This is a genomic window from Solibacillus daqui, from assembly GCF_028747805.1.
Classification (GTDB): domain Bacteria; phylum Bacillota; class Bacilli; order Bacillales_A; family Planococcaceae; genus Solibacillus; species Solibacillus daqui.
In genome coordinates this window covers 1020955-1036844 of sequence record NZ_CP114887.1, presented here as the reverse complement: position 1 = coordinate 1036844, position 15890 = coordinate 1020955, and the positions used below count along the sequence as shown (strand labels likewise).

Sequence of the window (15890 nt, the reverse complement as noted above, 5' to 3'; positions counted from 1 at the left end):
TAACTTGCCACTAATGTGGACTTTATAAATATTCTCGGTAAAAATCTAATTGATCCCACTCAGGATTCGACTGCAAAAAGTGAATCGCGTGCATGAGCTCACGTTCAGCCGCCTCTTTTGAAGAAGCGACCGCTACAAGAGCTAAACGCGTACGTTGCCATACATTTTGATGGTCAATTTCTGCAATGGATACATTAAATTTTTGTTTCGTGCGCGTTACCATGCGCTGTAGCACGGCACGCTTTTCTTTTAATGAGTGGGCAGTCTGAATGATGAATTCAATTTCTGCGTATACAATCATTATTTACGTACGATTTCTTCCATTACGAAGGCTTCGATAATATCGCCTTCCTTAATGTCGTTGTAGTTTTTGATTGTAATACCACACTCATAACCTTTTGCTACTTCTTTTGCGTCATCTTTGAAGCGTTTTAATGAATCTAACTCGCCTTCAAAAATAACTACGTTTTCGCGGATGATACGTACGCCGGCATCGCGAACCATTTTACCTTCAATAACGTATGAACCTGCAATTGTACCAACTTTTGATACTTTAATTGTTTGACGAACCTCTGCTTGACCAACGATTTTTTCTTCGTATTCAGGGTCTAACATACCTTTCATCGCAGATTCGATTTCTTCGATTACTTTGTAGATAATACGGTGTAAACGGATGTCTACGCCTTCTTCGTCTGCAGCGCGTTTTGCGTTTACATCAGGACGTACGTTGAAGCCGATTACGATAGCGTTTGAAGCTGCTGCTAATGAAATATCAGACTCTGTAATCGCACCTGCACCCGTGTGGATGATTTTTACGTTTACGCCTTCTACATCGATCTTCATTAATGAAGATGCCATTGCTTCTACAGTACCTTGTACGTCAGCTTTAACGATTAGGTTTAATTCTTTCACGTCACCCTGGCTCATTTGTTCGAATAGGTTATCTAATGTTACACGTTGTTTTTCTGAACGTTGTGCTTGGATAGCAGTCATTGAACGAGACTCACCAACTTGACGTGCTGTTTTCTCATCTCCGAATACTACGAAACGGTCACCTGCTTGTGGTACTTCGTTTAAACCTGTAATTTCAATTGGCATAGATGGACCAGCTGATTTAATTCGTCGGCCTAGGTCATTTACCATTGCACGTACACGACCGAATGCATGACCTACTACGATTGGATCACCAACACGTAATGTACCATCTTGAACTAATAATGTAGCAACTGCACCACGGCCCTTATCAAGCTGTGCTTCAATTACAGTACCAATTGCAGAACGAGTTGGGTTTGCTTTTAATTCACCAACTTCAGCAGTTAATAAAATCATTTCTAATAATTCGTCAATTCCTTCACCTTTTAATGCAGAAATTGGTACGAAGATTGTTTCGCCACCCCAAGCTTCTGGTACTAAACCATGCTCTGTTAACTCTTGTTGTACACGGTCTGGATTAGCTGTTGGTTTATCCATTTTGTTAATTGCTACGATAATTGGCACATCAGCTGCTTTCGCGTGGTTAATCGCTTCCACTGTTTGTGGCATTACACCATCATCTGCTGCTACGACGATAATCGCGATATCCGTAATAGAAGCACCGCGTGCGCGCATTGTTGTGAACGCTGCGTGTCCTGGTGTATCTAGGAATGTGATTTTTTTATCGCCTTCTGAAACTTGGTACGCACCAATATGTTGCGTAATCCCACCTGCTTCACCCGCTGTTACTTTCGTTTTACGGATTGAGTCAAGTAACGATGTTTTACCGTGGTCAACGTGTCCCATAATTGTAACAACTGGTGGACGTTCTTCTAAAGCGTTTTCGTCTACTTCAACGATTGAGTCATCAAAGTAAGTATCTAAGTCTGTTTTATCGATACGGATTTCTTCTTCTACTTCTACACCATAGTCTGCACAGATTAGTTCGATTGCATCCTTATCAAGTTCTTGGTTAATTGTTGCCATCACACCAAGCATGAATAATTTTTTGATAATTTCAGACGGCTCACGGTGTAACTTTTTAGCAAGCTCTGCTACTGATAAGCTTTCATAGAACGTAATTTTTTCTGGTAATTCTTTTTGGACCATTGGCTGTGGCGCAGGGCGATGCGTACGACGCTTACCACCGTTAATCCCTGGTTTACGACGTTGTTGATACCCGCCCTTGTTATTATTGTTGTTTTGGTTATTGCCGCCTTTGCGGTTATTGTTATTATTTTGAGTCATATTTCGATTTTGGTTACCTTTTTCATTTCTTAGTTTTTCGCCTTGTTGCGATTTTGGTTGCCCAGAGGCATTGTTTGTTTTTTTCGGTTGCTGATTAATTGAAGCAGATTGTTGACGTTCCTGCTTTTTCTCATGCTGCACTTTGTTCTGCCCTTGCTTTTGTGCTGGCTTTACATCCTTTGCAGATGATTGTTTGGCAGGAGAATCTTTTGCTGGTTCTACTGCTTGCTGAAAGACAGAATCAAGTTTTGATAGTGTTGCATCATTGATAACGGCCATATGATTTTTCACAGGCTGATCAAATTTTGCTAACTGCTCAATAACTTCCTTACTTGTTTTGTTTACCTTTTTCGCATATTCATGAACTCTTACTTTGCTCATCTGCTCACCCCCGATTATTTTTCGTTGAGTAGACTAGACATTTTTTTAGCAAATCCGCTATCAGTAATAGCAATCGCTACACGGTGTTCTTTTCCGGTAGCATGTCCAAGATCATATCGATCCCCAAAAACATAATACTCAACGTGATAATACGTACATTTATCTTGAATCTTTTTACTAGTGTTTGCTGAAGCATCTGAAGCAAGTAGTACAAGCTTTGCCTTACCACTTCGAACTTCTTTAATTACTAGTTCTTCTCCAGAGATTACTTTACGTGCACGTGCCGCTAAGCCTAATAGCTGTAGCACAGCAGGGTTTGTCATAAAATCGACTCCCTACGGATCAGCGTCAATAGCTCTTCGTACACTTCATCCGGCACTTTCGCTTCTAATTGGCGATCTAAAATATTTTTTTTACGTGCAATTTCAACAGCCTGTTCTGATTTAGATACATATGCACCACGACCTGATTTTTTACCTGTTACATCAACGCTTACTTCGCCTTCTTTTGACCTGACGACACGAATCATTGACTTTTTCGGTAACATTTCGCCTGTTGCTACACATTTTCGTAAAGGGACTTTTTTATTTACAACCATTTGCTCACCCTCCTTAGCAAAACTATTTCAAGTACTGCTTACTCTTCGTCGTCACCATATAAATCAAATACTACATCTTCATCGTCTTCACGTGGAACGAATGTGCTTGTTTCAGAAGGATAGATTCCTAATTCACGCGCATCTGTTTCCGACTTGATGTCGATTTTCCAGCCAGTTAATTTCGCAGCAAGACGAGCGTTTTGACCGCGTTTACCGATTGCTAAAGATAGTTGATAATCTGGTACAACTACAGTTGTTGACTTTTCTTCTTCATTAACTTGAACGTCTAATACTTTTGATGGGCTAAGGGCATTCGCTACGAATACAACTGGATCTTCTGACCATTCTACAATGTCAATTTTTTCACCGTTTAATTCGTTTACAATTGTTTGAACACGAGCACCTTTAGCGCCTACACATGAACCTACAGGATCTACTTCTTCATTATGTGCATACACTGAGATTTTAGAACGGTCGCCTGCTTCACGTGCAATCGATTTAATTTCTACTGTGCCATCATAAATTTCTGGAACTTCCATTTCGAATAGACGGCGTAATAATCCAGGATGTGTACGAGATACAATTACTTGTGGGCCACGAGTTGTGCGCTCAACCTTCGTGATGTATACACGAATACGTGATGTTGGCTTGTAAACTTCACCTTGAATTTGTTCATTTACTGGTAATGCAGCTTCTACTTTTCCAATTGATACGTAAATATTACGCGCATCTTGACGTTCGATTGTACCAGTTACGATATCATCTTCACGATCAACATATTCTTCGTAGATTAAACCGCGCTCTGCTTCGCGCACACGTTGCGTGACAACTTGTTTCGCTGTTTGTGCAGCAATACGACCGAAGTTACGTGGTGTTACTTCTTCTTCTACGATATCGCCGATTTGGTATGCAGGGTTGATGAATTGTGCATCTTCTAATGCCATTTCTAAGCGCTCATCTTCAACATCATCTACGACATTTTTGCGAGAATATACAACCATCGAACCTGTATCAAGGTTAAGATCTACACGTACATTTTGTGCTTGGTTAAAGTTACGTTTGTACGCCGTTACTAAAGCCGCCTCGATTGCCTCAATTAATACATCTCTTGAAATACCTTTCTGCTCTTCAAGGGCAGTTAGGGCATCTAGTAATTCACTACTCATTTTGTTTTCACTCCTAAATTTGCTTGTCTGAAAAATCGATTGCAAGACGAGCTTGTGCAATTTTTTCTTTTTCAATTTGTACTGTTAATTTACGTGTTTTAATGCGGATTTCAATTTCTAAAAATTCATCTGTATATGCGCGTAAATAACCATAGAATTCTTTTAAATCCTTCACAGGCTCATACGTTTTCACATAAATATATTTACCAATAGCCTTTTCAAAGTCCTGCTGTTTTTTTAGCGGACGTTCAGCTCCAGGTGAAGAAACCTCTAAATAATAATTTTGCTCGATTGGATCATTTTCATCCAATTTTTCGCTTAAACGTTCACTTACTTGCGCACATTGTAAAATATCAATGCCGCCTGCAGGTGTGTCAACATAAATACGAAGGAACCAGTCGCGTCCTTCTTTCACGAACTCGATATCAACTAATTCTAATTCAAGCTCTTCAACGATCGGTGTCACTAGCTCTTCAATGATCGACGTAACTTTGCTCATCGTATCCTCCTTACGCTTTCGCCTTTTTACAGCAAAAGACGAGTTTTCATTGAAAAATTTGTGTAAATAGCCATGTAAACAACAGAAAAGAGCGGGAAAACCCACTCTTTTGCTGGCGAACTATCAACAAATTGTTACAATTAGCATAGCACAAACATATTGCTAATGCAAATATTGGCTATGAAAGAACCCATTTCATCATTGACAAGTTTTAGAACAATGATAATTGGTTGGCATCAGGCATACCTTCTAAGCAACCTAGCTCATCCATATACTCAATTAACGTTTTCGAAACTCGACCACGCTGTTGCAAATCTTCTTTCGATAAAAACTCTCCATTTTTTCGTGCTTCTACAATTTGTTTCGCTACGTTCGTTCCAAGCCCTGGAATCGCGTCAAATGGTGGAATTAACGAATTTCCTTCAATAATAAATTCACTCGCTTGTGATTTATAAAGATCAATCTTTTTAAAGCTCATGCCGCGTTCACACATTTCAAGTGCAATTTCCATAACGGTTAATAAACTTTTCTCTTTAGGAGCTGCATCTAAGCCCTTCATATTAATTTCATCGATTTTTTTACGAATCATCACAGAACCTTGCGTCATCGAAATTAAATCAAAGTCCGATGCACGCACAGTAAAGTACGCTGCATAATAAAGGATTGGATGATGCACTTTAAACCAGGCAATACGTACCGCCATTAATACATAGGCTGCTGCGTGGGCTTTCGGGAACATGTACTTAATTTTTTTACAGGAATCGATATACCATTCTGGCACTTTTTTTGCACGCATTTCGGCTTCCATCTCATCGGTTAAGCCTTTCCCTTTACGTACAGATTCCATAATTTTAAATGCAAAACTCGGCTCCAAATCCTGATAAATTAAATAAACCATAATATCATCACGACAGCCAATTACCTCTTTTAATACACATGTACCATCTTTAATGAGGTCCGCTGCGTTTCCAAGCCAAACATCCGTACCATGAGAAAGTCCTGAAATTTGTACGAGTTCACTAAATGTGGTTGGTTTCGTTTCTTCTAACATTTGACGAACGAATTTTGTACCAAACTCTGGAATGCCGAGTGTTCCTGTTTTTGCTCCGATTTGCTTCTCAGTTACACCTAAAGATTCCGTTGAACTAAAAATTTTCATTACGACTGGGTCATCTGTTGGAATTGTTTTCGGATCAATGCCTGATAAATCTTGCAACATACGAATTACGGTCGGATCATCGTGCCCGAGAATATCGAGCTTTAAAATATTATCGTGAATCGAGTGGAAGTCAAAGTGTGTCGTTTTCCATTCTGCATCCTGTGCATCGGCTGGGAATTGCACTGGAGAGAAATCGTAAATATCCATATAGTCAGGTACTACAATAATCCCCCCTGGGTGCTGCCCCGTCGTACGTTTTACACCCGTACACCCTTGCACAAGTCGGTCAACTTCTGCGTTTCGATACGTAATATTATTATCACTTGCATAGCCTTTTACATAACCATAGGCTGTCTTTTCTGCAACCGTACCAATCGTTCCTGCGCGGAATACATAATCTTCACCAAACAGCACTTTTGTATAATTATGCGCTTGTGGCTGGTATTCACCGGAGAAATTGAGATCAATATCAGGTACCTTATCACCTTTAAATCCAAGGAATGTTTCGAACGGGATATCTTGCCCATCTTTTTTATACTGTGCCCCACATTCTGGACATTCTTTATTCGGTAAGTCATAGCCAGATGCTACAGAACCATCCGCAATAAACTCTGAGTGCTTACAGTCTGGACAGACATAATGTGGTGGCAATGGATTTACCTCAGTAATCTCCATGAATGTTGCAACAAGTGAAGAACCAACCGAACCACGCGAACCTACTAAGTAACCGTCCGCCAATGATTTTTTTACAAGCTTCGCGGAAATTAAGTAAATTACCCCGAATCCGTGACCTAAAATTGATTTTAGCTCTTTATCAATACGTGCCTGAACAATTTCGGGTAAGGTCTCACCATAAATACTGTGCGCCATCTCATATGTTAAGTTCGTTACCTCATCATCGGAGCCTTCAATTTTCGGAGTATATAAATCATCTTTAATCGGCTTTACATCACCAATCATGTCGGCTACTAATTGCGTGTTTGTTACAACAACTTCCTTCGCTAAATCTGGTCCTAAAAAGTCGAATTCTTTTAGCATTTCATCCGTTGTACGGAAGTGTACTTGCGGTAGTTTATGACGGTTTAATGGATTTGCCCCGCCCATCGAACCAACTAATATTTGACGGAATTTCGCATCGGTTTCATGCAAATAATGCACATTTCCCGTGGCAACAACCGGTAAATTCAATTTTTTCCCAAGTTTAACAAGTCGGCGAATAATATCTTCTAGCGCCCATTCATCATGCACCGTACCACCATCAACAAGCGGTGAGTACACAGGCTTTGGCATGATTTCTAAATAATCATAGTAGCGTGCGATGCGCTCAGCTTCCTCTGGTGTTTTATTCATAATCGTTTCAAATAGCTCACCGTTAGAACAGCCAGAACCGACAATTAAACCTTGACGTAGCTTTTGCAAATCCGAGCGGCGAATTCGTGGTACACGATAGAACGTTTGTGTATGCGAAATCGTAATGAGCTTAAATAAATTTTTCAATCCATCATTATCTACCGCTAAAATCGTACAGTGACTTGGGCGAGCTTGCTTATAGCCATCTTCGCCACCAACGTGGTCATTCATTTCATTTAAGTTTTTAATACCTAAATCAGCTGATTGCTTCATTAAGTGTAAAAATAGTTCACCCGTCGCCTCGGTATCATAAATGGCCCGGTGGTGTTGTGTTAATTCGATATTATATTTTTTCGTTAATGTTTTTAAGCTGTGCGATTTTTGACCAGGGTTCACTAAACGTGATAATTCAACTGTATCAATCCCTGGATGTCGCACATCAATTCCGGCCGTTTTATAAGCAACATATAAGAATCCTAAGTCGAACGCTGCATTGTGGGCTACTAATACCCCATCTCCAATAAAGTCACGGAATTCGGAAATAACATCATTTAACTCGGGTGCATTCACTAACATGTCATCGGTAATATGCGTTAACTCAATAATCTTGGCTGTTAGTTTACGATGTGGATTTGAGAAACGTTCAAACGTATCTATCACTTGACCGTTTTTAATTTTCACTGCAGCAAGCTCGATAATCGTGTCATACACATTCGAGAAACCAGTTGTCTCCACGTCAAATACGATGTACGTTTCATCTTCTAGCATACGGTCTTGCGGGTCATAGACAATTGGCTTACCGTCATCAACTAAATTCGCCTCTACCCCGTAAATTACTTTTATTCCATTTTTCTTTCCTGCTGAATAAGCTTCTGGAAATGCTTGTACAACCGCGTGATCAGTAATCGCAATCGCAGGGTGTCCCCATTTAGCAGCTTGTGCAACAAGCTTATCCACTGGTGTCATTGCATCCATTTGACTCATTGGTGAATGTAAATGCAGTTCCACACGTTTTTCGCCTTCAGGTGCTAAGTCTTTACGTGGCTCATGCTTTACTTCATTGATATCACGCACCATCATGACTAAATCGCGTGCAAAGGTATCCATTTGAATCGAGCCGCGCGCGCGCACCCACATCCCTTTACTGATTTGATTCATTTTCACTACATCTTCGTCGCTATTTGAGAACATTTTTACTGCCAACGAATCTGTATAATCGGACATTTTAAATTCTAGTATCGATCGTCCGCTTCGAAGCTCTTTCACTTCAGCCGAGAAAATAAAACCTTCAATTACGATCGAACGTTCTTCTTCTAATATTGTACGGATTTCAGCAATCTCCGCATTTTTAATAAGTGACCCAAGCTGGAATGGCGCATCGTTTTGTGCAACTGCTCCTGGGTTTTCAGCTTTATCTTTTTCACGCGCCGCAAAGTCCGCCATCGCCTGTTTTGATAAGCGTTCTTCTTCTTCCCTACGCTGCTCATAGAACGCCTCTTGCTGCGCGACAAATTCCTCAGATTCCTCAATAAGCTTAAAGTCTAATGTAATATGTGGAAAACCGAACGTCTTATAGGCATCCGCAATCTTCTCCGTATATTTCGCCTTTAATGTCATAAACTCCACTTCTAGCATTGAAGTCACAACAAGTTTATTCCCCGTCCACTTAGGTGTTTGCTTCATTAAATTTTCACGCAGTAAAGGCGACATTTCGCCAAGCTGTTCAATTGCTGCCTGCCAATACTCTAAAATATACTGCTCATTTACAACGGGATTTTGCGATTCAATCGTTAAAGAAACGTTTGCAATATGTGAGAATTTTTCCGCCATGCGCATACGGAGTAACTGATAGACTTGGAACGGTAGAATATTTTCGATTTGAATTTTAAAATGCCATACACGCTTCTTTTTATGGACAGTGACACGTTCGAGAGCACCCTTTTCAAAAAAGGACATATAGACATCATCAGTCAGCTCAAGCTGTTGTAATAAGAGTAGGAATTTTTGTCTTCCTTCCTGATTTGACATTTGTTTCATCCTTTCTATTTACTGAAAAAGAAAGGAAAGTACATGAATCCTGTACTTTCCCATTCTTTCTATCTAGTGGATATAATTAGTTTTGGCGGAAGTATTCGTTTAAACGATCTACCACTTCTTCTTTTGCCCACTCTGCAGATTCGCCTGTTGCGCGGAATTTCACTTCTACTAAGCCTTCAGAAGCTTTTTTCCCTACTGTAATACGTACTGGTAAGCCGATAAGGTCTGCATCAGCAAATTTAACACCTGCGCGCTCAGCACGGTCATCATAAAGTACATCATAACGGTATGATTTTAAAACGCCGTATAATTCGTCAGCTAATTGTACTTGTGCTTCGTCTTTTGTATTAACTGGCACTAAGTGTAAATCATACGGTGCTAATTGAGCTGGCCATACAAAACCGTTGTCATCTTGGAACTGTTCAGCAACTGCTGCAAGTAAACGAGAAACGCCAATACCGTAGCAGCCCATGATGAATGGTTGAGCTTTTCCTTGCTCATCTAAGAATGTACCGTTCATTTTCGCTGAATAAGTAGTACCTAATTTGAAGATATGACCTACTTCAATCCCTTCAGCAAACTTGATATTACCTTGTCCGTCTGGAGATGGGTCACCCACTTGGATGAAGCGGATATCTTCATAAGAACCAATTGCAAAATCGCGTTCTGGATTTACGTTTAATAGATGGTAGCCGTCTTCGTTTGCGCCAGCAACACCATTACGTACTGACTTGATGGCGTTATCAGCAATTACTTTTACATTTACAGGTAATTTCACTGGACCAATTGAGCCTGGAGCACAACCAAGTAATTCTTTGATCGCCGCTTCATCTGCTAATTCTACCGAAGTCGCACCTAATGCATTTTTTAATTTAATATCGTTAATTTCGTGGTCACCACGTGCTAATACAACTACTAGCTCGCCGTCGATATCGAATACTAATGACTTAATCACATTTGAAGCTTCAACATTTAAGAACGCCGATACTTCTTCGATTGTCTTTTGATCTGGTGTTGCAACCTTTTCAATGTCTTTCATTGGCGTTGCTGGTGCAGAGTATTCTACAACGACTTCAGCCATTTCAATATTTGCCGCGTAATCTGAAGTATCTGAGTAAGCAATTGTATCTTCACCGATTTCAGATAAGACCATGAATTCATGTGTCCCTTTACCACCGATTGAACCAGCGTCAGCAATTACCGCGCGGAAGTTTAAGCCAAGACGTGAGAAGATGTTTGAGTATGCACGGTACATATCGTCATACGTTGCATCTAATGATTCACGAGTGGCGTGGAATGAATACGCATCTTTCATGATGAATTCACGACCGCGTAATAATCCGAAGCGAGGGCGTTTTTCATCACGGAATTTGTTTTGAATTTGGTAAAGTGTGATTGGTAATTTTTTATATGATTTAATTTCGTCACGTACTAAAGTTGTAATTACTTCTTCGTGAGTTGCGCCTAACGCGAAATCTCGGTCATGACGGTCTTTTAAACGCATTAATTCTGGACCGTAAGCTTCCCAACGCCCAGATTCTTGCCATAATTCAGCTGCTTGTAATGCTGGCATTAATAGCTCCACTGAATCAATTGCATCCATTTCTTCACGAACAACTTGTTCAATTTTCGCTAATACTTTGCGTGCTAATGGTAAGTATGAATATACCCCTGCTGCATTTTGACGAATAAAACCAGCACGAAGCAGTGTGCGGTGCGATTTTACGTCTGCATCAGATGGATTTTCCCTTAAAGTAGGGATAAACGTTTTACTTTGTTTCATAAATAGTGCCACCTTTTTTAGTTTTCACTTCATCATTATAGGACAAATGCTGTCATCAATCAATTTCACCTCGGTGAAGTTGCATCCAGATTTTTTCAAGTTCACTCGAAAAATTTCTACTGCTTCTATACTAAACAAATTTAGCTTTGAACGCTAGTATTATTCATACAAAACGCTCAAAGCTGTCATTTTAGAGTCTTATTTTATTAGAAAAAGAAACGTTGGATGTCGTTCCATGTAACTACGACCATTAAGATCATTAATAATACAATTCCGACAAAATGCACCATACCCTCTTTTTGACGATCCATCGGTTTTCCACGTACAGCTTCAAATGCGAAGAATAATAATCGTCCACCATCAAGTGCTGGCAAAGGTAGTAGGTTCATAATCCCTAAGTTGACACTTAGCATCGCTGCCCAATAAAGGATATTGTATAGCCCAAATGTAACGACCGTTTCCGTTGCTTTATAAATCCCAACTGGACCTGATAAATCATCAATTGAAAACTGGCCAGTTACAAGCTTACCAAGCATTTTTCCAATTAGGACGGTCATGTTATACGTTTCTTCTGCGCCGTAAGCAACTGCTTTTAACGGATTGCTATCCATTGAACGCATGATGCCAATTTGGCCATATTTCGTGCCATCCGATTGTTCAACCGCATTCGGCGTTACCTCTGCTGTGGCAGTCGTACCATCTTTACGTTCTACTTCTAACGTGATTGCTGAACCGGGATTTGTTTGAATTTGCTCTGATAGCTCTTCCCATGTTGAAATGGCTGAACCATTAACTTTTACGACTTTATCACCATCTTGTATCCCAGCAACGCTTGCAGGAGTATCTTCCACAACGCTTGCAATAATTGGCTCTTCAGATGGAACGCCTTGAATTAAACCGATTACTAAAAAAATAAAGAATGCTAAGATAAAGTTAAATAGCGGGCCTGCGAAAATCGCCATGGCACGTGCACCAACTGATTTTGAGTTAAACTGACGATCATACGGTGCAATAATCTGCTCTGTACCGTTTTCTACAATCGTTGCCGTTCGAGATACTTCATAACGAACCAGCTTGTCTTCCTCATCATAACCTTCAATCCAAAGTTCACGCTCTAAATCTGCACGCTCTACTTCTAAAAACACGACATTTTGATACTGTGTTTTTTGATTTAATACAATTTTTTCAACAATATTATCTTCGTTTGTTACTAAAGCAACACGATAGCCTGGCTGCAGTTCCACTGTATCTGTGTCTTCGCCCGCCATGCGCACGTAACCACCAATTGGTAAAAGACGTAACGTATAGATTGTTTCACCTTTCGTCATATAAAAAATTTTCGGTCCCATCCCGATTGCAAATTCACGCACCATAATGCCTGCACGCTTTGCAAAAATAAAGTGACCTAGCTCATGGAAAAATACAAGTGAGCCAAAGATTAAAATAAAGGCAATAACTGTTTCCATAATACCCCACCTTCAAATGGCGCTATGTCCTTTTCACATAGCTTACTTTCATCTTCACTATTTTACCATGCTTGCAACGGTTTTTCTCGTTTCGCTATCTACATGTAAAATCGTTTGCAAATCTGGCATGATGATATTGTTATGACTATTCATCACACGCTCAATACATTCTTCAATTTGTAAAAATGTAATTTTTTCTTGTAAAAATAGTGCGACAGCTGCTTCGTTTGCTGCATTCATTGCCGTTAAAATCGTACCACCCATTCGTCCGGCATCGTAGGCAAGTTTTAACGCACGGAAACGGTCAAAATCTACCTCTTTAAAATGAAGCTGACCAATTTGCGCTAAATTTAAACGTTGACCATTTTTTAGTGGTAAACGATCTGGATAGCTAAGCGCATATTGAATCGGCACACGCATATCTGGCGTACCAAGCTGTGCAATAACACTTGTATCTTCATATTCGACCATTGAGTGAATTATACTTTCACGATGCAATAAGACATCAATATTGTCGTAAGGCATGTCGAATAATACATGTGCTTCAATCACTTCAAGCCCTTTATTCATCATAGTCGCTGAATCGATCGTGATTTTAGCACCCATCGACCAGTTTGGGTGATTTAAAGCGTCTTTTACTGTTACACCTTCTAGCTCTGCACGTGTTTTATCACGGAATGAACCACCAGATGCTGTTAAAATTAGTCGTTCAATGCGTTTTTTATTTTCACCGTTCATTGATTGAAACAATGCCGAGTGCTCACTATCCACTGGTATGATTGGAGCGTTGTATTTTTTGGCTTCAGCCATTACTAAATGCCCTGCAGTAACAAGCGTTTCTTTGTTGGCAATGGCAATGGTTTTACCCATGCGAATCGCAGCTAGTGTAGATTCTAACCCCACACTTCCTAACACTGCGTTTACAAGCACCGTTGAATCCGGGTGAGTTGCCACCTCCACTAAGCCTTTCCGACCAAATGCAAAGGAAATATGCGGATAATCTTTTTGTAAAGCTAAAGCCGCTTCCTCCGTTTGCATCGATACAAGCTCCGGCTGTAGCTTTTCAATAATTTCTCGAGACTTTTCAATATTTTGACCTGCAGAAAAAGCCACAAGCTTAAATGCTTGAGGCTGCGCTAATAAGATATCAAACGTCTGCCAACCAATCGAACCTGTTGCACCTAATAAACTAATTTTTTTCACAACGAATACTTCCCCTCTAAAATCCTTTTAAGCAATTCCTAACTCGCATTTAAATTATTCACCCAATAAAATAATCAATTTAACCTCGGCGTAATGGCGTCTAGATTTTTTTCGAGTTTAGGGCCACAGGACGTGGGTTAGTCAGCCGTTGTCACTGGATGTGATGCTTTTAGGCTGACCTCATCTTTAATACTCTTCTTAAAAATCTGTAACATCCGCCACTAGTAGAAGTGTGGGTTTTTGTTGAAGCAAGTTAAAAGAAATGTACAAAATGAAGTAATGGCACTGCAAATAATAAACTATCAAAACGGTCTAAAATCCCACCATGTCCTGGTAAAATATTGCCCGAATCTTTTACGCCGTAATGACGTTTAATTGCTGATTCTACTAAGTCACCCATTTGACCGATAATCGATGCAACCATTGTTACTACAATTAATTGTATCCAACTTGAGGCAAAAGGATAAATTAACTGCATAATCACAGCAAAAATTACTGCAATAACAATACCTCCAACAAAACCTTCAATTGTTTTCTTAGGTGAGATTTCTGGCCAAAGTTTATTTTTCCCAAACTTACGACCTACAAAGTAAGCACCTGAATCAGTCGTCCATACAACTAATAAAATGAAAATAACAAATTCTAAGCCAACAAAGCGTGTTTCAATAAAGTAATGGAAACCTAAACCTACATAAAATGCTCCTAGTAAAATAAAGCCCACTTCATCGAAAGTCATTTTATTTTTTACAAGTACAATATAAATTAATAAAAGCGTCGAAATCGCATAAATAATCATCAGGTTTGATTCATAGTTAAAGAAACTTACAACTTCACTTGACCAGTCATTCGGAATTACAAGCATTACTAATGCGACTACTCCTATTATGCCCGGCACAGAAAAAATTGAAATTCCTCGCATCTTTAACAACTCATTAAATCCAATAACTGCTAAAATGCTAATTAAAATAGCAAACGGTGCCCCTCCATATACGACAAATGGAATGAATAATGCCGCTGCTACTACGCCTGTAATGATGCGCTGTTTCAATTTGTTCCTTCTCCTTTCAGCCCTCCATAACGACGATTACGGTTTTGATACACTAAAATAGCTTCCTTCAAACTTGCCTCATCAAAATCAGGCCAATGTGTATCTGTAAACCAAAACTCTGTATAAGCAAGCTGCCATAGCATGAAGTTACTAATTCTCACTTCACCACTTGTTCGAATTAATAAGTCTGGTTCTGGTAAATGGGCAGTCATCACATATTGTGAAATATGTTGTTCTGATATTTCGTCAATTGTTAGTGTACCCGCTTCAACATCTTTCATCAGTTGCTGCATCGTCATTACAATTTCCGCTCGTCCACCGTAGTTCATGGCAAAGTTCAATACAAGCCCTGTATTGTTCTTCGTTACCTCCATAGCATTTTTTAACGCACGTTGTGTATAATCTGGTAACGTTTCCATTACACCAATCATCTCAACTCGAATATTACGCTCCATTAGCTCTGGTAAAAACGAATTTAAAAACTGTTCAGGTAGGCGCATTAAAAATTCTACTTCTGATTTAGGGCGCTTCCAATTTTCTGTAGAAAATGCATAGAGCGTTAACACCTTTATCCCTAAATCACAAGCACAACGCGTAATTTTTCGCACGGTCTGCATCCCTTCATGGTGTCCAGCAACACGAGGAAGTGCACGTTTTTTCGCCCAGCGGCCATTTCCGTCCATGATTATTGCAATATGAGTAGGGATTGCTTCACCCATTACTAAGTCCTCGCCCTCATGACTGAATGACTGCCCCATATTTGAATTTCTTTTGAAAAGTTTTTTAAACATAGTTAATTCCCCCAACTGCAAAAATCAAACAACTTACTCCCCATCATATCAAAAAAGAAGAAGTCTGTCCTCGATCTTTTCATGAACATACCTATTTCACAGCTCTTCGTTTCATGAATTTATTGTTAATAATCAGTAAAAAAACGTCCTAACTAGCAGGACGTTTTCAATCCATTTAAAGTTCATCGT

General features: G+C 39.7%; 12 protein-coding genes. All 12 read right to left on the bottom strand.

The window, feature by feature from the left end:
* Positions 1–22 precede the first annotated feature (22 nt).
* Positions 23–301: a DUF503 domain-containing protein gene (locus O7776_RS04850; protein ID WP_274309492.1), complete on the bottom strand. Its 279-nt coding sequence runs from the start codon at positions 299–301 to the stop codon at positions 23–25.
* Positions 301–2601, bottom strand: coding sequence for a translation initiation factor IF-2 (gene infB / locus O7776_RS04845; RefSeq protein WP_274309491.1), 2301 nt, complete (start codon positions 2599–2601; stop codon positions 301–303). Before infB ends, O7776_RS04850 begins: the two co-directional genes overlap by 1 nt.
* Before the next feature lie 14 nt (positions 2602–2615).
* Positions 2616–2924 carry a YlxQ family RNA-binding protein gene (locus O7776_RS04840; protein ID WP_274309490.1) on the bottom strand — a complete coding sequence of 103 codons (309 nt, stop codon included), beginning with the start codon at positions 2922–2924 and terminating at the stop codon, positions 2616–2618.
* Entirely contained in the window at positions 2921–3199 is a 279-nt protein-coding gene (rnpM, locus tag O7776_RS04835) for an RNase P modulator RnpM (protein ID WP_274309489.1), read from the bottom strand. The genes O7776_RS04840 and rnpM overlap by 4 nt, the downstream gene beginning before the upstream one ends.
* A gap of 38 nt (positions 3200–3237) precedes the next feature.
* On the bottom strand, positions 3238–4365 hold the full coding sequence (gene nusA, locus O7776_RS04830) for a transcription termination factor NusA (RefSeq protein ID WP_274309488.1): 1128 nt from the start codon (positions 4363–4365) through the stop codon (positions 3238–3240).
* Between the two features lie 13 nt (positions 4366–4378).
* Positions 4379–4864, bottom strand: a complete 486-nt coding sequence (rimP, locus tag O7776_RS04825; protein WP_241368019.1) for a ribosome maturation factor RimP — start codon at positions 4862–4864, stop codon at positions 4379–4381.
* 211 nt (positions 4865–5075) lie between these two features.
* The gene (locus tag O7776_RS04820) at positions 5076–9401 is read right to left on the bottom strand and encodes a PolC-type DNA polymerase III (RefSeq protein ID WP_274309487.1); all 4326 of its coding nucleotides are present in this window, start codon (positions 9399–9401) and stop codon (positions 5076–5078) included.
* Positions 9402–9486: 85 nt separating this feature from the next.
* Positions 9487–11193 (bottom strand): proline--tRNA ligase, encoded by a 1707-nt coding sequence (locus tag O7776_RS04815; RefSeq protein ID WP_274309486.1) that lies wholly within the window; start codon positions 11191–11193, stop codon positions 9487–9489.
* Positions 11194–11399: 206 nt separating this feature from the next.
* Positions 11400–12659, bottom strand: a complete 1260-nt coding sequence (gene rseP, locus O7776_RS04810; RefSeq protein ID WP_274309485.1) for an RIP metalloprotease RseP — start codon at positions 12657–12659, stop codon at positions 11400–11402.
* Between the two features lie 57 nt (positions 12660–12716).
* Entirely contained in the window at positions 12717–13862 is a 1146-nt protein-coding gene (gene dxr / locus O7776_RS04805) for a 1-deoxy-D-xylulose-5-phosphate reductoisomerase (RefSeq protein ID WP_274309484.1), read from the bottom strand.
* A gap of 253 nt (positions 13863–14115) precedes the next feature.
* A complete protein-coding gene (locus O7776_RS04800) occupies positions 14116–14910 on the bottom strand; it encodes a phosphatidate cytidylyltransferase (protein ID WP_274309483.1) in 795 nt (264 codons plus the stop codon).
* Entirely contained in the window at positions 14907–15701 is a 795-nt protein-coding gene (locus O7776_RS04795; protein WP_274309482.1) for an undecaprenyl pyrophosphate synthase, read from the bottom strand. Before O7776_RS04795 ends, O7776_RS04800 begins: the two co-directional genes overlap by 4 nt.
* Between the last annotated feature and the right edge of the window lie 189 nt (positions 15702–15890).